Here is an 18,152-nt window from a genome sequence, read left to right on the forward strand (position 1 = left end):
GCACGCGCCCCCATGCATATCGGGTATGTACGAGACCGTCGAACGGTACGGCCCGCTCAAAGTCTGGGCCCTCACCGTCGTCGCACTCGCCGCCGCGGTGATATTCGCCGCGACCGCGTTCCCGGAGCGGGTGTACGTCGATATCATCTGGCAGTACTACTGGGGTCCCGTCGTCGCCGACGCCCACGGCTGGAGCGAGGTCGCCTGGGCTGACGGTGAACAGATCCCCGCCAGCGAAGCCGGCCCTGACGCCGGCCCAACTGCGTCACCGGGGTACACGTTCGTCTCCTACGCCGGCTACATCCCGACGCTCATCCTGGGTGTCATCGGGATCGTCTTCCTGATCGACCGACTCGAGATCGAGCGCTATCGCGCCGGCTTCTACGGACTCTTTCCGTTCATGCTCTTCGGCGGAGCCCTGCGTGTCGTCGAGGATGCGAACGTCGCCGCCTACCGCGAAACCGGTGAGCTCGCAATCCAGCTGCCGTGGTCCGGCCTGCTGATCAGTCCGCTCATCTACTTCGTGGTGTTCTTCATCGCGTTCGTCGCGGTCGTCGTCTCGGTCTGGCTCGAGCGCAACGACTACGTCCCGGGCTATGAGTACCCGCTTGGAGCGATCGGGACGGTGTTGCTCACCGGCACGGTCGGCTACCTCGGCTATCTCGCCTGGGCAGAGCCCTACGCGACGTTCTATCCGTGGCTCCTCATCGTGACACTCGTCGGTGCGACAGTCGCGACGTGGCTCACCTGGAAGGCAACCCACGCGTTCATGCCAGGCATCCACCGCGGAACGATGTTCATGGGCGCGGTCGTCATCTGGGCGCACGCCGTCGACGGTGTCGCGAACGTCATCGGCCTCGACTGGGCGACGGCGTTCGGACACGAGCACAACCTGCTTCCGAAGCACCCGGTGAACGAAGCGATCGTTGACACGACCGGCTCGCTCCTTCCGGCGGACGTCGTCGCTGTAACCGGCGCAGCGTGGCCGTTCCTCCTGGTCAAACTCGCCGCTGCAGTGTTCGTGATCTGGATCTTCGACGAAACGGTCTTCGAGGAGAGTCCACGCTATACGATCCTCCTGCTCATTACGGTCGTCGCGGTCGGTCTCGGTCCCGGAACGCGTGACATGCTCCGGGCAACGTTCGGCGTCTGATCGCCTGCGACCACAACTCAACTGTAACTGTAACTGCGACCACAACTCAACTGCAACCTATTACTCGTCGATACCGTCGATTGCCGGCACCGGTTCGGCAGCCGACCAGAGTTCGTCGAAGCTCTCTGCCAACTCGCGTGCCGTCTCATTGTCCCGGAAGTTGACCACCGCGAGTAGCTCCTCGTCCGCAACGGGGTTGACAACCTCCAGGCAGACTTCGACCCCGTCGATGACGATGAACCGTTGCTGGGGAACGCGTTCGACCTGACGAACCGCCAGCCCGGCGTCGACGAGCGCGCCGAGTTTGTCGGTCGCACTCGAGAGGTCACTCGCGAGCAGTCGAACGGAGAGCCCGGTCTCGAGGAGGTCGGCGAGCCGCGCCGAGAAGACGTCACGCCACTCGGGGCCGATGTCGACCGCGTCGACGACGATCCGGATCGAGTCGTCCGCGGCGGCAAAGCGCTCGAGCAGCAGGTCCTGGGCAGCCTGGTCGTGGAGCGCGCTCGTTGCGAACCCCTCGCCGGCGCTGTCACTCGAGTGTGAGAGGTCAGCGAGTGCGTCGGCTGCTGCGGAGGCAGTGCGCTCGTACGACGATTGTTTGTCCTCGAGTTCGGCGACGCGGGTTTCGAGCAGTCGGTCGACGGCTTCACTCGATTCGACGTGGACGTAGGTTCGCGGTCGTCCGTCGTCGGCGCGGACGAGCGAGCGATCGACGAGTGAGTTCAGCACGTCGTAGATTCGACCCTGTGGGATGTCAGACTCGCTCGCGACCTCATCGGCGGTGAGCGAGCCGTGGCGCGCGAGTGTGAGATACGCCCGCGCTTCGTAGCCCGAGAGGCCGAGTTCGCCGAGCAGTTCGATATGATCGTCGTCCATACTCGTATCATTACGTTTAGAAACAACAAGCTTGTGGTTTGCAATAGAAAGGTTGATAGGTGAGCTGACGAAACGGTCAGGTAATGAGACGGACGTACCTCGTCGGCCTGCTTCTGGTTTTGCTTTCGATCGGACTCGTGGCTGGCTCGCCGCTGATCGTCGCGGCGTCCGAAAATCCCGACTTCGACGTGTATCTCCCCGAAAATATCGTCGAACCGGGTGAGGAGACTGCAATCGAACTCGAGATCCGGAACGGCGCGTCCGCCGAGGACGACACTGAGGTCGGAGACACGCCACCTGGCGACGCTCGTGACGTCACCGTCGACGTCAGCACGGCGGACGACGATATACCGGTCTCCGTACAGACGGAGACGACGCCGATGCCGACCATGTCGAGCCAGATGCTGCTCTCCGAATCGTTCGACATCGTCGTCGACGAAAACGCGTCGGCCGGTAGCTACGAACTCGAGGTCGAAATCGACTACACCTACACGACTTCCGGCGGTTCGGAGCGCACCAGTACTGATACCGAAACCGTCGAAATCGTTGTCGACGACCGCGCACGATTCGATGCCGACCTCATCAAGTCGGAACTCATCGTCGGCGACCGCGGGACGGTCCAACTCGAGTTGACCAACACTGGCGTCGAGAACGCGAGCGATGCGGTGGTTCAGTTCGGCGCGGCCGACCAGAACCTCCAGACGGTCACGCCGACGACCGAGGAGTCAGAGCTCTCCACCGGGACAGAAGAGTACATCGGCGACTGGGAAATCAACGAGACCGTGACGGCGACCGCGAACATGGAACTCGCGGATGACGCCGTCGCACGCACGTATCCGGTTACCGCCGCCGTCGAGTTCCGCGACGAGGAGGGTGTCGACCAGACCTCGCGCGAACTCCGCGTCGGCGCGCCGACGAAGGATCAACAGTCGTTCGCCCTCGAGAACGTTTCCAGCGACCTCGCGGTCGGCGAGGACGGCACGGTGAAGGGCGAACTCACCAACAAGGGTCCAAACCCCGTCGACGGTGCGGTCATCGTCGTCGACGACAGCGGTGGCAACGACATCGTTCCGGACCTCGATGACAGCCTCGGGAGTGGCTCGAACGTCTATCCGCGCGAGGGACAGTACGCGGTTGGCCAACTCGAACCCGGCGAGTCCGCGCCGTTCGAGTTCCGTATCGGCGTCGGTAGTGAGGCCGAACCCGGCCCGCGCGTGATCGAAACCGACGTACGCTATCGTAACGCCGCAGACGAGGTCCGTACGACGACCGAACCGCTCGACGCGACGGTCGACGTTGCCCCCGAGCGCGACGAGTTCGCGCTCGAAGCGCTGAACGCGACGTTCGAACGCGATAGCGGCGGCGACGTCGAACTTACGGTGACGAACCAACTCGACGAAACGGTGACCGACATCGAGGCGAAACTGTTCACGAACGATCCACTCGACAGCAGCGACGACGAGGCGTTCATCCCGGCACTCGAGTCCGGCGAGTCTGCGACGGTCGTCTTCGACGTCTCGGTCGAGGACAGCGCGATGGCGCAGACGTATCCGCTTCGGCTCGACTTCCGGTACGACGACGCGCGGTCGAACTCACAGCTGACGGACACCTACCGGGTGCCGATCGACGTCGTCGAACCCAAAGACGACGGACTCTCGACCCAGGCACTGCTGGCCATCCTCGGCGTCGTTGGCGGCGTCGGGGCTGCGGTCTGGTGGTTCCGTGATCGGCTCGCAACCGCCGTCGAGGGCGTTCCCGTGCTCGGTCGACTCGCTGCGATCACGATTCCGAACCCGCTCGCACGCCTTCGGGGTTCCGAAGCGGAGAGCGGCGACGACTCGGCCGTCGAGACGCGGTTCAGCGAGCCCGACGACGGAAGCGAACGTGGATCCGTGAGCGACGGCACGGGCTCGACGCCGGACGATACTGACGTGCTCGACGACCGAACGGCCGCCCAGAAGGAGGCCGAACCAGACCCCGCCGAGACCGACCACTGAGACGATGGGCGACGGACTCCTCCAGCGCACCCTCGGGGCACTCACCTACTGGATAACCGACCGGCCGAAGGCGGTAATCGTCGCCTTCCTGCTCCTCACAGCGCTGTTTGTCGGCGGTCTCGGTCAGATCGAGATGGACGAGGACATCGACACGTTCGCCGACGGTGTCCCGGCACAGGAAGCCAGCGACGCGGTTGACAAGGAGTTCGAACCGCCGTTCGAGTCCGACGCGCCGACAACGCAACTCATCCAGCGCGGCGAGAACGTGCTCACCCGGGACGCGTTGCTCCGGTTACTCGAGTTCCAACAGCATGTCGAACAACAGGATGAGTTCCGCGTCACCGAGACGGCGAGTACCGCTCAGGCAGTCGCCCAGTCGATCGATCCGACGGCATCGACGCTCGACGAGCAGATTCGGGCGCTCGAACGGACGGATGATGGGACCGTTCGCGAGACGGTTCGCGACCTCGCCGACGAACCGTCGTTTGCGGCCTCGCTGAGCGAGGACTTCAGCCCGCAAGACCCTTCGGCGTCGGCCACAGTGGCGACGGCAACCCACGAGAGCGACACCAACACCCAGGACGTCCAGTTCGAACTGCAGGACGTGGCTGACTCAGCGGACGGTGAGATCGTCGTCTTCGGTGGCGGTATCTTCGACGCGGAGTTCGAGAACGTGATCGAGGACTCGCTGGGCATTATCATCCCGGTCGTGATCGTCCTCATTCTGATCTTTCTGATCGTCGCCTATCGGGATCCGTTCGACCTCGTGTTGGGTCTGGTCGCGCTCGTGATGGCCGTTATCTGGACGTTCGGCTTCACCGGCTACGCCGGGATTCCGTTCACCATGATGATGATCGCGATTCCGCCGCTGTTGCTCGCGGTCGGAATCGATTTCGGCATCCACGCGGTCAATCGCTACCGCGAGGAACGGATTACGGGTTCGAGTATCAAGAACAGCATGGAAGACGCCGCAGAGCAACTACTCGTTGCGTTCTTCATCGTCACGGGGACGACCGTCATCGGCTTCGGCGCGAACGTGACGAGCGATCTCGGTCCGATCCGCGAATTCGGCTTCGTGGCCAGCGTCGGGATTATCTTCACGTTCCTGATCTTCGGCATCTTCCTGCCCGCGGTGAAGGTCTGGCTCGATCGCCTGCGCCGACGACACGACCTCCCCTCGTTCAGCACGTCACCGCTTGGCTCCGAAGACTCTGCACTCGGGCGCTACCTCCCCGCTGGCGCACACCTCGGCAAACGCGCACCGATCGCGATGTTGCTCATTGCACTGCTCGTGACTGGTGGCGCGGGCGCGTACGCGACCACCGTCGACACGACGTTCGAGGAGGAAGACTTCCTCCCGCCGGAGGAAATCCCCGGCTACATCGAGGCTGCGCCCGAGCCGCTCGCCCCTTCGGAGTACACTGCAACCGAGACCATCACCTACCTCGACGACAACTTCGAGAGCGGCGAGGACGACCAGGTCACCGTCTACGTCGAGGGGCCGATATACGAGGATCACGTCCTGGAATCCGTCTATCGCGCCGGCGAGGATCCGCCCTCGACCATCGTTACCGAGGACTCGGTTGCCGACAGCGAGAGTATCATCGACGTCATGCACGACCACGCCGACCAGGACGAGGAGTTCGCCCACCTCCTCGCAGCCAACGACATGAGCAACACCGGCGTCCCCGACCGCAACGTCGGCCACGTCCTCGATCAGTTGCTCCAGTCCGACTCGCGCGAGGCGGCACTCGAGTACATCACCGAGGACCAGCGCAGCATGCGCGTGATCTACACGGTTGAGGCGGGTGCGACCCAGGAGGAGGTGACGGGTGACGCCGAGGAGTTGGCTTCGGACTTCCGACTCGAGACGACGCCAACGGGGGATATCGTCGTCTTCCACGAGATTTCGGACCTGATCTTCGAGTCGTCGATGCTCAGTCTTGCACTGGCGCTCGTATTGACGGCAGTGTTCCTGATGGTGATCTACCACGTACTGGAGGGGCGGGCCTCGCTTGGAATCGCGAACCTCGTGCCGATCGTGGTTACCGTCGCGGTGCTCGGCGGGACGATGCCGCTGTTCGATCTGCCGCTGAACGCACTGACCGGGACGGCGCTGTCGATCACGATTGGGATCGGCGTCGCCTATTCGGTCCACGTCACCCACCGATTCATCGACGAATTCAACGAGTGTGGCGACGGCTACACGGCGCTGGTGACGACGATGCAGGGGACCGGTGGCGCGCTAACGGGCTCGATGCTGACGACCCTGGGCGGGGCAGGCTCGCTCATCCTGGCGATTACGCCGATCATTGGGCAGTTCGGGCTGGTGATGGTAATCAGCGTCATCTACTCGTACCTGATGGCAATTATCGTCCTGCCACCGACGCTGTTGGTCTGGGAACGGGTGTGTGGGTCGTAGTGAACAGGTGTGTTCGACCGCCCAGCTGAGAGAGTACACCCCCCTACACGTTCTTGAGGGACAAACGAACCAGTTAAGAGGAAAGTCCCACTTCGGTCGAGTATGTTTGGACTGTGGGGAAACGTATCCAACCAGACGCAACTCTCGATACCGCGCCGGATTCGCATCGCGTCCGGATACAGTATTGGAGAGGGATAGCTCGCGGACACTCACGCCACGAGACAACAACAATGACACAACCAATACAACCACACTCACTCTCGACTTTTGATTATCGTCGACCGCGGAGGGCAGTTCGATGACCGGCAGCGACGAGGAACTCGCGAAAGACCTCGGGCTGGTCTCGGCACTCGCGATCGGTATCGGGACCATGATCGGGGCTGGAATCTTCGTCCTTCCGGGTATCGCCGCACAGGAGGCCGGCCCGCTCGTCGTGGTCTCGTTTATCATCGGCGGTATGATCGCGATGATCAACGCCTTCTCCGTGAGTGAACTGGGAACGGCGATGCCGAAAGCTGGCGGAGCGTACTACTACATCAACCGAGCGCTCGGCCCGCTGTTCGGCTCTATTTCGGGGATGGGCGACTGGATCGGACTCGCCTTTGCAAGCGCGTTCTACAGCATCGGTTTCGGTGGGTATCTTGCCGACTTACTCGATGGTGTCGTCGTCCCGATTCCCGGTGTTGGTGAACTCGCACTTCTCCCGACGATTGCCATCGGCCCGCTCGTTCTCACTGAAATTCAGATCGGAGCGGTCATCGCCGGTGTCGTATTCGTCGGCGTCAACTACATCGGCGCGAAGGAGACGGGCGGCATTCAGACCATTATCGTGACGCTCCTCCTCGGTCTCCTCACGGTTTTCGCCATCGTCGGCTTCTTCTCGTTCGACTGGGGCACCGTCACCGCCGACGGCAGCTACGCGCCCGAGGGCGTCGGCGCGATGCTCCCCGGCGCGGCGCTCGTGTTCGTCTCCTACCTCGGCTACGCGAAAATCGCGACTATCGGCGAGGAACTCAAGAACCCAGGCCGGAATCTTCCGATTGCAATCATCGGCAGCGTCGGTATCGTGATGGTCATCTACGCCATCCTCGTCGGCCTCCTGATGGGACTGATCCCACACGAGGAGTTCTTCCTCGATACAGTCGAGGACGCGCCGATGTCCTACGCCGCCGAAATCGTCTTCGACTACCAGTTGCCGGTCGCCGGCTTCGAAATCCCGATCCTCGGTATCGGTGTGACCTCGATTACGCTCGCGGCACTGCTCGCGACCGCCTCGAGTGCGAACGCGTCGATCCTCGCGTCCGCGCGTATCAACTTCGCGATGGGCCGTGACAAGATCGTCACCGACTCGCTCAACGAGATTCACCCCCGATTCGCGACGCCGTACCGCTCGATCGCCATCACCGGTGGCCTGATCATCATCTTCATCATTGGCCTCGGTGAGACAGTCGAGATCCTCTCGAGTGCAGCCAGTGTGCTCCACCTCGTTGTCTACGCACTGATCAACGCCTCGTTGATCGTCTTCCGCGAGACGAACCCGCCGGAGTACGATCCCGACTTCGAGGTGCCGTTCTACCCGTACCTGCCGATTTCCGGTTTCGTCCTCTCGCTCGGGTTGATCTACTACATGGACCGAACGGCGACCCTGATCGCCGGCGCGTTCGTCGTCTTCGCAATCGTATGGTACTTCGCGTACGCGCGAACGGAGACTAATCTCGAGGGACTACTCGGGACGTACATCCTGGACCGCTCCGCCGAGATGCCGGACGCGGCCGTGACCGCAGCGAGTGCCGTCAAACCCACGGACGAGGACGAACACACCGTCGTCGTCCCTGTCTCGAATCCACGAACTGAGTCCGAACTGCTCTCGCTCGCGAGCGTGCTAGCGAAGGCAAACGACGGCCGCGTCCAGGCCGTCCACATCGTCGAGGTGCCAGATCAGACGCCACTCGAGGAGGGCTCCGAACACATGCGACGCATCGACGCAGAGTCCCAGAAACTGATGTCGAACGTCGAGCAGAGTACGGAGACGCTCGACGTCCCCGTCGAGGTTCGGACGGTCGTCTCCCACCGGTCGTTCGACGAGGTGTTCAACGTCGCCCAGCGCGAGAACGCCGATACGGTCGTTATGGGCTGGGGTCCAGACCGACCGTGGTCTGCGGGTCGTGCCGAACGGCCACTGGACGAACTCACGCACGAGCTGCCGTGTGACTTCCTCGTGCTCAACGACCGCGGCTTCGATGCCGAGCGCGTGCTGGTGCCGACGGCTGGTGGCCCCACCTCCGAGCTGAGCGCCGAAGTCGCACGGGACTTCCGCGAGCAAGTCGGCGCGGAGGTTACCCTCCTGCACGTCGTCGATGAGGGGACGAGCCAGCAGGATGGCGAGGCCTTCCTTCGCGAGTGGGCAACCGAACAGGGGCTCGAGGATGCGGCGATCCGTATCGATACCTCCGGCGACGTCGAATCCGCAATTGCGACGGCAGCCCGTGACCACTCGCTGGTCGTTATCGGCGCAACCGAGCGTGGCCTGCTCTCGCGGCTGTTCCGTGGCTCACTGGCCTACGACGTGGTCAACGAAGTCGACTGTTCGGTTCTGCTCGCCGAACGACCGACCTCGCGGTCGCTTCGTGATCGGCTGTTTGGCCGGGAACACGAGCGTACTGACGGCGACACCAACACTGACACCGGCACCGGCACCGACACCGACACCGGAACCGGAACCGGCACCAGCAGCGAAAGCAAACTCGAGAGCGACACCTAAGTCACACCCGCGCTGCCATACCACCCGTTCTGCCTCAACTCCTGCTCTGCCATACCACCCGTTCTTCTCCACCGTTTCCTGTACCGTTCGGGAACGCATATACGAGCCCGGTCACTACGATAGCAGTATGACTGACAGCGCCGCCGCGGAGTCGGCCTGGTTCGCGGCCGTCGATGCCGACGACCTCGAGGACCTCGACTCGCTCGACACCGTCGACACCGATGCCCGCAACTCCACCGCCGTCACCGCGATCCGCGACGGAACCGCCGCCACACCCGACAACTGGCCAGCACTGGCCGTCGAAATCGGTATTGTCGACGACGAGAACGAGTACTACGACCTGTTGCATACGGCGACGATGGCAGCCACCCGCGCCACCGTCACCGAGCGCGAAGCCGCCGACGACCGCCAGCTCGTCCACGCCGTCCGCGCCATGGACGACTGCGAGCGCACCGCCAACGAACTCGCCGAACGCCTCGCCGAGTGGGCCGGCACCGTCGACCCCGATGCCGGCACCGGCATCTCGTTCGCCCGCAAAATCACAGCTGGCGAGCACGCACTCGAGTCCGGTCACGAACCGATCGCCTCCCTGGCCGAGCGCGTCGTTGACCTCGCGGACGAAGCCGACGACCTCCGGGAGTTCGTCGAGCGCCAGACACCAACTGTCGCACCGAATCTCGCCGCCCTCGCCGGGCCGGTGCTCGGTGCTCGACTGCTCTCGCTGGCAGGTGAACTCGAGTCCCTCGCGAAGAAGCCAAGCGGGACGATTCAGGTGTTGGGTGCGGAGGACGCGCTGTTCGCCCACCTGCGCGGGCACGCGAGTTCGCCCAAGCACGGGATCATCTACATGCACGATGCGGTTCGCGGGACGCATCCGGACGAGCGCGGCTCTGCGGCTCGAGCCGTTGCAGGAAAACTCGCGATCGCCGCGCGGGTCGATCACTATTCAGGTGAGCGCAAGCCGGAACTGGAGGCAGAACTCGCGGAGCGCATTGAGACGATTCAGGCGCGGACGACGGAAGGCGACGACAATGGCGATGACAATGATGATGCCGGCACCGACGCCGAAAATGGAGGCGAGACCGATGCGTAACGCCCTCCCCGACGGCGTCGAGCGCCACGCGTTCGGCGGCGACGGCGATGGCGACGGTGACTGCCGCCTCGCCACCCGCGGCGAGCCCGTCTACGGCGAACCCACCGACGGCGAGTGGCGCGCCTGGGATCCCAGCCGCTCGAAACTCGGCGCGATGCTCGAACTCGAGATGGAGACGAATCTGGCTGGCGGCGACACCGTCCTCTACCTCGGCGCGGCGAGTGGAACCACGGTGAGCCACGTCGCGGATTTCGCCGGCCCAACGTACGCCGTCGAGTTCGCGGCCCGACCGGCCCGAGACCTCCTCGAGGCGGCGGCCTCGCGTCCGCGGCTGTTCCCGCTGCTCGCGGATGCCCGCAAGCCAGACACCTACGCCCACGTCGTCGAATCGGACATTGACGTCATCGTCCAGGACGTTGCCACGCGCGGGCAGGCGCGAGTTGCACTCGAGAACCGTCGGTTCCTCGCGGACGACGGCCGACTGCTGCTCGCGGTCAAGGCCCGGAGCGAGGACGTAACACGTGATCCGGCGGCGGTGTTCGACGACGTGCGCGAGGAACTGGAAGCTGAGTACGAGGTACTCGAGACGAAGTCCTTAGAGCGGTATCACGCGGATCATCTGGGGATCGTGGCGCGGCCGCTATGACATCCTCCCTGCCGTGAACAGAGCGGGATCGAAGATCCCGCAGGCAGTCGGGCGAGGCCCGACGACGGCGGGGTTTCCTCGCGCTGGGGGGTATCGACTACCGACCCACGGAGGCAACTTGCGGGTTCGTATGCTCCTCGTTGGGACGGGGAGAGCGTGATGACTCCAACCATTCATGGTTGTCCCACTTGAGGCATACAGGCCGTGCCATCGACCGTGTTACTGTTGTCTGCCGCCGAAGGAACGTCTCTGACGCCACGAGGTCGGCGTGCCCCTCGAAGCCACACGGACACATCAGAGTGTCTCTGTGACGTGTCGTGTCCTCTGTCGAACCGCAGTTCGGACACTCCTGACTCGTCCACGCCTCAGACCGCACTTCCACCGAGATACCGTATTCCTCAGCGGTACACGCCAGTCGATTCACGAACGCTCTAAACGCCCAGAAGTTGTGCGTCTTGGCGTTCGTCTCTACCGACCAGTGCGTCTCAAGCACGTCCGTCAGCGCCCCGACGTACACTGTCGAAACACCCTCGTCGTACAGATGTTCGATGAGGTCACGCGCGAGTGCGTCTTGAGCGTGGTCACGTCGCTTGGTGCGCCGGTCGTACAGGCGTCGGATTCGGTGACTGCTGTATCGACCGTCCTCCAAGAGTGATTGGAGGCGGGCGATTTCTCGCGTCGTCTCGCGGAATCGTTTGAACAGGTCGCGTCCTTCGTACAGATATTGCTGGCCGGTTGTGGTTGTGCAGGCGACGAGGTTGTTCGCACCAATATCCAGAGCGGCTTCTTCCGAAGCCAGTGGTTGTGCCAGTCGAGAATCATCGACGGTGACTGGCTGAAAGGCCCTGAATGTCTGTGCTTGCTCGTCGTAGAACAACTCCAACCGACCCTGGTTCTCGTACTCCTTCCAATTGGGGTCGCCTCGAACTTCAAGGCGGAGACGTTCGCGGTGTCCCAACCCGTATTCGTTTTTCAGGTCTTGACCGACGAGAATTTCGAGGCGGGAGTATTCGCCCCACTCGACGGAGTACGACGTGTTTCGGATGTACGTGCGGAGTTCTCGACCTTCGTCTACGTTACCCCAGAATCCGGGTTTTCCGTTGGCTTCGCCCTTCTTCTTGAGGCTGAAGAACGACTTCCACGCTTCGCGGTTCTTGCGTTCGATTTGCTGAACCGTGGACGCGCCGAGAACACCGCCATAGCGACCGCGATACTCGCTAATATCCCACACGTCTCCGTCTGGGTCAGCATAGTTCTCGCGGCGCTCATAGTTGATTTCGTTCCAGAGAGCGGCAGAAGCGTCCAACAGGCGTCGAAGCAACTCCTCGTCCTCGTCGGACTGCGGAATCACCTCGAACGTGTTGGCTCGCTTCATCGACTACTGTTTGTATCGGAACACACATAAATATGTGGTTTATGTGTTGCTGTATGGTCGAAGTCCGCATCGAGTTCGATGACGATGAACAGTACGAGCGGTTGAAAGAACTGAAGAAGCACCGCGGGTTGACGTGGAAGGGATTGCTCCTTGAGGGCGAAAAGAAAGTCCGGGAGGATACCCCGGAGTAATCGTCGAGCGTGGATTGTGACGTGGAGTGTCGGATTCACGCCCGCCCTAAAGGGCGGGGACTCTCTCCTTGAGTCAGGTAGCTGTTGGGTGCGGAGGGTGGTGATGCCACTGGCAGGGGCTGGTGGCGGTAGCAGTGACAGTGACAGTGATAGTCGCGGTACTGGAACTGCCGGCGACACCAGCAGTTTCGTTCGTGTTACAGAAAACCCATATATAGTGCTGTTCGACACTCACCAAGAGACGAATGAACGGACTGTGCGACCGACGAGCGTTTCTGGCGAGTGCAGCGACGGGGGGCATGCTCGGGCTGGCGGGCTGTCTCTCCGGCGATGCTGAACAGGTGAGTACCGACGACGTGACGCCGTCGGTTCCGTCGGCCGATCCGGATGCAGACGTTTCCTGGGAGTCGTTCCAGTACGACGCGGCGAACACCGGTCACGCGCCGGGCGTCGGCCCGACAGCCGAAGTGGAGACGCTGTGGAAGTTCCCGACGGACGATAGCGTCTACAGCAGTCCGGCGGTCGTCGACGGAACAGTGTACGTCGGCAGCATGGACGGCTCGCTGTACGCCATCGGGGCAGACGACGGCGACGAGCGCTGGTCGTTCGCGACTGGCGAGTCGATCACGAGCAGTCCGGCGGTGGTCGACGGGACAGTGTACGTCGGCAGTATGGACGGAACGGTGTATGCGTTGCCGGCAGACGAGGACGGAACGCAGCCGGACCCGACGTGGACGTTTGAGACCGACGAGGGCGTCGCCGCGAGTCCGACCGTCGCGGACGGTGTCGTCTACGCCGGCAGCAACGATGGCTACCTCTACGCGCTCGACGCCGACGACGGCGAACTGCTGTGGGCGTTCGAGGCTGAAGACTCCGTCATGCGTGCGCCCGCGGTCGCGGACGGGACGGTGTATTTCGGAAGTACCGACAATTTCCTCTACGCGATTGACATCGACACTGAGGGTGAGCGTGCGCGCTGGCGCGTCGAAACGGACGACCGAATCCAGAGCAGACCGACCGTCGCAGACGGCGTCGTCTACGTCGGGAGCAACGACGATCTGCTGTACGCAGTCGAAGCTGACTCGGGCGACATCCGCTGGACGTTCCAGACTGGCGGCTCGGTGACGGCGAGTCCGGCCGTTACGGAGCACGCGGTCTACGCCGCGAGCTTCGACAACTACGTCCACGCCCTCTCGTCGACCGCGGGACCGGCGCCGGACGACGATGATGAGACCGCGAGCCCCGAGACGTACTTCTGGGCCGAGAGCGGTTTCCAGGGAGTCCGGAGCAGTCCGGTCGTCGTCGGCGACGCACTCTACGTCGGCAACGAAAACGGTGCCGTACGCTCGCTGTCGGCGGAGACGGGCGAGACCAACTGGCAGTTCCAGACTGAGAGCTGGGTCGCCGCCAGTCCGGCTGTCGTCGACGGCGTCGTCTACGTCGGTAGCGGCGATGGGTCAGTGTACGCACTCGCCGAGACGGACAGTAGTTGAATTCCTGGTTCACGACCGCCAGTACGCCCGCGTCAATAACACGAGCACCGGGAACAGTTCTAGTCGGCCGATCCACATGTAGAGAATCATGAGCAGCTTCGATGTCTCGGGGAAGTCGCCGTAGCCCGCCATCGGCCCCACAACACCGAACCCGGGACCGATATTTCCGAGCGTCGCAATGGACGCGCTAACGAGGTCGATCGTTCCGATATCGTAGCCGACGCGTGCGGTATCGACCGCGAGGAGCACGATGCCGACCAAAAATATCGCGACGTACAGCAGCGTAAACGCGTATATTCCACGAATCGCCTCCTCGTTGAGCACCTTGCCGTTCATGCGAACCGGTCGCACCGCTTCCGGGTGAATCGACGTAAACACCTCTCGACGAAGTGACTTGAGAATCACCAGCCAGCGGAGCATCTTGATCCCGCCACCCGTCGATCCCGTACTGCCGCCCAGGAACATCACGAACAGCAAGAGCGCCTGTGCCGGGCCGCTCCACGCGTCAAAATCGACGCTCGCGTACCCAGTCGAGTTCGTCAACGACACGATCTGGAACGCCGCGTGGCGCAGGCTGGACTCTAGTCCCGGATCAGGGCCGACGTCACTGGCTGTGACTGCGAGCACGGCAGTCAGCAGCAGCGTCATCCCGGTGACAACGCCGAGATAGAATCGGAACTCGGTATCGTTGATGAGTGCCGTGTGGTCACCTGCGAGCATGTGCCACCAGAGGACGAAGTTGACGCCCGCGATGAACATGAACGGGATCACGAGCCACTGCACGGCCGGCGAGAAGGCAGCCATGCTGTCGGCTTCGGGAGAGAACCCACCAGTCGGCAGCGTCGTAAAGCCGTGTGCGATGGCGTTGTACGCGTCCATCTCCGGCGCGTAGCCCGTGAGGTGGAGACCGTACAGCAGTGCGATATACAGCAGCGTAAAGCCGATGTACGCGAGCCAGAGCACGCGAGCCGTCTCGGCGATGTGTGGCGTGAGCTTCGAGACGCCGGGGCCTGGCGTCTCAGCTTCCATCAACTGTGCGCCACCGACGGCCAGCTGTGAGAGAATTGCGACGGCGAGGACGATGATTCCCATCCCGCCGAGCCACTGTGTAAGCTGTCGCCACAGCATGATCGCGTGGGAGTGCTCCTCGACGGAGATCGTCTCCATTACCGTCGCACCGGTCGTCGTGAAGCCGCTCATGCTCTCGAAGAGCGCGTTGATCGGGTGGGCAATTGCCCCAGTCCCCGCGAGGATGTACGGTAACGCGCCAAAGATCGACGCGAACAGCCAGGTGAACGCCACGACGAAGAACGCTTCCCGCGCACCGGGTGTCGGGTTCGGATCGAGTCGACGCAGAAGGAGGCCGAATCCGGCGGTAGCCACCATCGAGACGACGAATACCCATAGATCCTCCCCGCCATACAACAGGGCGGTGACGATTGGCACGACGAACGCAATCGAAAGCAATGCAAGTAGCGTCCCCACCAGCGCCAACCCGGCGCGCAGGTCGACGTGGAGGCGACGCATTAAATCACCCGCGAGACCTCGTCCAGAACCTCGGAGTCGACGAATGCAACAACATGATCGCCGGGTCGAACGACCGTCGTCCCGCGCGGTGTGACGAGACGGCCGCCTCGTGAAATCGCACCGATCACGACACCGTCTGGCAAGTCGTTCGTCGCAGTGGCAATTTCACGCCCCGTCAGCACGCTGTCCGGCCCGACCTCGATTTCGATGACCTCTGCCCGGTCGTGTTCGACCATCGCAATCTTCTCGGTGTGGTCGTTCCGGGTAAACCGGATGATCTCCTCGGCGGTTACCTCGCGGGGATTGATCGCGACGTCGATGCCGACCGTCTCGAAGAGTTCGGCGTACTCGAGATTCTCGATCACCGCGACGGTCCGGTCGACGCCGAGTCGGCGCGCGAGCAGGGACACGAGCAGGTTCTTCTCGTCGCCGTCGAGCGCCGCAACGACGATGTCTGCCTCGTCGACGTGCTCGCGCGCGAGGAACTCGGCATCTGTGGCGTCGTTTTCCATCACCATCGTGTTCGGCAGGGCTTCGGCGCACTCGCGAGCGCGGTCGTGGTCCTGCTCGATTAGCCGCGGGTTGAACCCGTGTTCTTCGAACTCGCGTGCCGTCTGGAAGCCGACCTCGCTCGCACCGACGATGACGACCTCGTCAGCGTCGGTATCGTGTGTACAGACGATGTCGTCGGCGAACCCAGTCACGGAGTCCGGGCTGCCGATGACGACGATGCGGTCGTCGGCGCGGATACGCGTGTCACCAGTCGCGACGATCATCCGATCCTCCCGGAAAAGCGCCGCGAACGTCAGCGAATCATACTGGTCTGCCTCCTGTACCGTCTGGCCGGCGACCGGACTGTTCGGACCGATCTCGAACTCGGCCATCCGGACGAGCCCGCCAGCGAACATCTTGACATCTTGCGCGGCCGGTAAGCCCGAAATTCGGAAGATCGTCTGGGCAGTCAACAGGTCCGTACAGACCATGAAGTCCACGCCGAAGGCCCCTTCAGAACCGGTCCACGTCTCGAGAAGGGTCCGTCGTCTCACCCGGGCGATCGTGAACGTCTCCCCGTTCGCCTTCGCAGCCCCACAGATGACGACGTTCGACTCGTCGTCGTCGGTGCAGGCGATCACGAGCCCGGCGTCGTCGAGGCCGGCCTGACGAAGTGTTTCGAGTCTGGTTCCATCCCCCTGAATCGCGAGCACGTCGAGTGCGTACGTAAGTTCCTCGACCGTCTCGCCGTCGCGGTCGACCACGACGACATCGTGTGAGGACTCCAGATTAGCGGCGATCGATCGGCCGACCTCGCCAGCACCCACGACGATTACGCGCATCCCACACTCTCCTCTACCATGCTAACATCGACTCTCATCGATGCTAGTGTACCCATCGATTGATCACCGTTTGAATCGTTGGTGCAACACCTGTGCACCCGTGCTTGCCTTTTGTTGCCGTTCGAGGACGATTTCGTCCATTGTTATAGATGGGCGACATATAGTTGGCCGATGGTCGTTGACGCTACGTAATCGCGACCCACTCATAAGCGCACCGATCACATTTTCGATTCCAAAATAGGTTCGGCATCTACTTACGATGGAGAAGAAATCTGGGTGCAATACTCAGAATGGGGCCTCTTTTCACTCCAGTAGACTGGCGGAATCGAGACACATCGGCAACAACAGCGCATTCATCTCGATCGTCTCTCGTTCCTTGACGAGCCGAACCGAATATTTTGAATCGAAAATGTCGAACCGCAACGGTTCCGGAACGGGAAGTCCCGTAGGTATATAGTCAGGTATCACATACCCCTCCCTATGGGTAACGGTACCGGGGGGAGCTATCGTCTCGACGAAATCGATCGGCGAATTATCTACGCCCTGATGTCCGACGCGCGAAACACGTCGGCACCCGCCATCGCAGAGGAAGTCAGCGTCTCCGGTGCAACGATCCGCAACCGGATCGCCCAACTCGAAGAACACGGTATCATCGACGGCTACCACGCGACCGTCGACTTCGAACACGCCGACGGCTCGCTGATGAATCTCTTTCTCTGTCACGCATCCTTCGGCGAAGTCGAGGGCGTCGCACGCCGAATCGGGACGATTCCGGGCGTGATCAACGTCCGCGAACTCATGGGCGGGCATATGAACCTCCACGTCCTCGCCGTCGGCACCGACACCGCCGATCTCCGTCGCATTGGGCGTGAACTCGAACAACTAGACGTTGCAATCGAAGACGAGTTCCTCATGCAGACTGAGCACGACTTCCCCTACACTCCCTATGGACCCGCGGACGGCCGCCGCCGGGAACCGCTCGCAGACTACATCAGTCTGACCGGCGGCGCGGAAGTCGTCGAAATCTCCGTCCACGAAGACGCCCCGATCGCCGGCCGCACACTCGAGTCGGCGGCCGAGGACGATGTCCTGGCAGACGAGACACTCGTCGTCGCAATCGAACGCGACGACGCGGTGATCACTCCCCACGGCGATAGCGAAATCAGGCCACACGACGTGGTGACTGTCTTTTCGCCCGACGGGACGAACGAACCGGCACTAACGGCGTTCCGCGGGCCAGATGGTACTGCACACTCGCCGACACGACCGAACTAACACACTATA

At 62.6% G+C, this 18,152-nt stretch carries 13 protein-coding genes; 9 read left to right on the forward strand and 4 right to left on the reverse strand.

The annotated features are described in order from the left end of the window. The first annotated feature begins 25 nt into the window (after positions 1 to 25). Positions 26 to 1,153 (forward strand): DUF63 family protein, encoded by a 1,128-nt coding sequence (locus NMAG_RS03235; RefSeq protein ID WP_004216437.1) that lies wholly within the window; start codon positions 26 to 28, stop codon positions 1,151 to 1,153. A gap of 60 nt (positions 1,154 to 1,213) precedes the next feature. Here NMAG_RS03235 and NMAG_RS03240 read toward each other — a convergent pair whose 3' ends face one another. Continuing rightward, positions 1,214 to 2,029 carry a TrmB family transcriptional regulator gene (locus NMAG_RS03240; protein WP_004216439.1) on the reverse strand — a complete coding sequence of 272 codons (816 nt, stop codon included), beginning with the start codon at positions 2,027 to 2,029 and terminating at the stop codon, positions 1,214 to 1,216. Between the two features lie 83 nt (positions 2,030 to 2,112). Between NMAG_RS03240 and NMAG_RS03245 the strand changes: the two genes are divergently transcribed. From NMAG_RS03245 to NMAG_RS03265, 5 genes are all read left to right on the forward strand, one after another. Then, positions 2,113 to 4,026: a COG1361 S-layer family protein gene (locus tag NMAG_RS03245; RefSeq protein ID WP_004216440.1), complete on the forward strand. Its 1,914-nt coding sequence runs from the start codon at positions 2,113 to 2,115 to the stop codon at positions 4,024 to 4,026. Between the two features lie 4 nt (positions 4,027 to 4,030). After that, the gene (locus NMAG_RS03250; RefSeq protein ID WP_004216441.1) at positions 4,031 to 6,448 is read left to right on the forward strand and encodes an efflux RND transporter permease subunit; all 2,418 of its coding nucleotides are present in this window, start codon (positions 4,031 to 4,033) and stop codon (positions 6,446 to 6,448) included. Positions 6,449 to 6,746: 298 nt separating this feature from the next. Beyond that, positions 6,747 to 9,209: an amino acid permease gene (locus NMAG_RS03255; RefSeq protein WP_004216442.1), complete on the forward strand. Its 2,463-nt coding sequence runs from the start codon at positions 6,747 to 6,749 to the stop codon at positions 9,207 to 9,209. 127 nt (positions 9,210 to 9,336) lie between these two features. After that, complete coding sequence (locus NMAG_RS03260; RefSeq protein WP_004216443.1) at positions 9,337 to 10,302, forward strand: NOP5/NOP56 family protein; 966 nt, start codon at positions 9,337 to 9,339, stop codon at positions 10,300 to 10,302. Continuing rightward, positions 10,295 to 10,948, forward strand: coding sequence for a fibrillarin-like rRNA/tRNA 2'-O-methyltransferase (locus tag NMAG_RS03265; RefSeq protein ID WP_012996397.1), 654 nt, complete (start codon positions 10,295 to 10,297; stop codon positions 10,946 to 10,948). The genes NMAG_RS03260 and NMAG_RS03265 overlap by 8 nt, the downstream gene beginning before the upstream one ends. A gap of 97 nt (positions 10,949 to 11,045) precedes the next feature. Here the strand turns inward: NMAG_RS03265 and NMAG_RS03270 are convergent, their stop codons facing one another. Continuing rightward, complete coding sequence (locus NMAG_RS03270; protein ID WP_004216445.1) at positions 11,046 to 12,323, reverse strand: IS200/IS605 family transposon protein TnpB; 1,278 nt, start codon at positions 12,321 to 12,323, stop codon at positions 11,046 to 11,048. Between the two features lie 53 nt (positions 12,324 to 12,376). Between NMAG_RS03270 and NMAG_RS21925 the strand changes: the two genes are divergently transcribed. Together NMAG_RS21925 and NMAG_RS03275 are read left to right on the forward strand one after the other, a co-directional pair. Then, positions 12,377 to 12,514 (forward strand): hypothetical protein, encoded by a 138-nt coding sequence (locus tag NMAG_RS21925; protein ID WP_013440500.1) that lies wholly within the window; start codon positions 12,377 to 12,379, stop codon positions 12,512 to 12,514. Positions 12,515 to 12,759: 245 nt separating this feature from the next. After that, on the forward strand, positions 12,760 to 14,007 hold the full coding sequence (locus tag NMAG_RS03275; protein ID WP_004216447.1) for an outer membrane protein assembly factor BamB family protein: 1,248 nt from the start codon (positions 12,760 to 12,762) through the stop codon (positions 14,005 to 14,007). A gap of 9 nt (positions 14,008 to 14,016) precedes the next feature. Here the strand turns inward: NMAG_RS03275 and NMAG_RS03280 are convergent, their stop codons facing one another. Both NMAG_RS03280 and trkA read right to left on the reverse strand, forming a co-directional pair. After that, entirely contained in the window at positions 14,017 to 15,534 is a 1,518-nt protein-coding gene (locus NMAG_RS03280; protein WP_004216448.1) for a TrkH family potassium uptake protein, read from the reverse strand. Further along, positions 15,534 to 16,868: a Trk system potassium transporter TrkA gene (trkA, locus tag NMAG_RS03285; protein WP_004216449.1), complete on the reverse strand. Its 1,335-nt coding sequence runs from the start codon at positions 16,866 to 16,868 to the stop codon at positions 15,534 to 15,536. The genes NMAG_RS03280 and trkA overlap by 1 nt, the downstream gene beginning before the upstream one ends. A gap of 480 nt (positions 16,869 to 17,348) precedes the next feature. Here trkA and NMAG_RS03290 point away from each other — a divergent pair, with 480 nt between their 5' ends. Further along, positions 17,349 to 18,143: an Lrp/AsnC family transcriptional regulator gene (locus NMAG_RS03290; protein WP_004216450.1), complete on the forward strand. Its 795-nt coding sequence runs from the start codon at positions 17,349 to 17,351 to the stop codon at positions 18,141 to 18,143. The last annotated feature ends 9 nt before the right edge of the window (positions 18,144 to 18,152 follow it).

It is taken from the genome of Natrialba magadii ATCC 43099, assembly GCF_000025625.1.
Classification (GTDB): Archaea; Halobacteriota; Halobacteria; order Halobacteriales; family Natrialbaceae; genus Natrialba; species Natrialba magadii.

Excerpts from the sequence above, each read along its gene's own strand:
- NMAG_RS03260 (WP_004216443.1), top strand. The coding sequence starts at position 9,337 with ATGACTGACAGCGCCGCCGCGGAGTCGGCCTGGTTCGCGGCCGTCGAT.
- NMAG_RS03255 (WP_004216442.1), top strand. The coding sequence starts at position 6,747 with ATGACCGGCAGCGACGAGGAACTCGCGAAAGACCTCGGGCTGGTCTCG.
- NMAG_RS03250 (WP_004216441.1), top strand. The coding sequence starts at position 4,031 with ATGGGCGACGGACTCCTCCAGCGCACCCTCGGGGCACTCACCTACTGG.
- NMAG_RS03235 (WP_004216437.1), top strand. The coding sequence starts at position 26 with ATGTACGAGACCGTCGAACGGTACGGCCCGCTCAAAGTCTGGGCCCTC.
- NMAG_RS03270 (WP_004216445.1), bottom strand. The coding sequence starts at position 12,323 with ATGAAGCGAGCCAACACGTTCGAGGTGATTCCGCAGTCCGACGAGGAC.
- NMAG_RS03265 (WP_012996397.1), top strand. The coding sequence starts at position 10,295 with ATGCGTAACGCCCTCCCCGACGGCGTCGAGCGCCACGCGTTCGGCGGC.
- NMAG_RS21925 (WP_013440500.1), top strand. The coding sequence starts at position 12,377 with ATGGTCGAAGTCCGCATCGAGTTCGATGACGATGAACAGTACGAGCGG.
- NMAG_RS03290 (WP_004216450.1), top strand. The coding sequence starts at position 17,349 with ATGGGTAACGGTACCGGGGGGAGCTATCGTCTCGACGAAATCGATCGG.
- NMAG_RS03280 (WP_004216448.1), bottom strand. The coding sequence starts at position 15,534 with ATGCGTCGCCTCCACGTCGACCTGCGCGCCGGGTTGGCGCTGGTGGGG.
- NMAG_RS03245 (WP_004216440.1), top strand. The coding sequence starts at position 2,113 with ATGAGACGGACGTACCTCGTCGGCCTGCTTCTGGTTTTGCTTTCGATC.
- trkA (WP_004216449.1), bottom strand. The coding sequence starts at position 16,868 with ATGCGCGTAATCGTCGTGGGTGCTGGCGAGGTCGGCCGATCGATCGCC.
- NMAG_RS03240 (WP_004216439.1), bottom strand. The coding sequence starts at position 2,029 with ATGGACGACGATCATATCGAACTGCTCGGCGAACTCGGCCTCTCGGGC.
- NMAG_RS03275 (WP_004216447.1), top strand. The coding sequence starts at position 12,760 with ATGAACGGACTGTGCGACCGACGAGCGTTTCTGGCGAGTGCAGCGACG.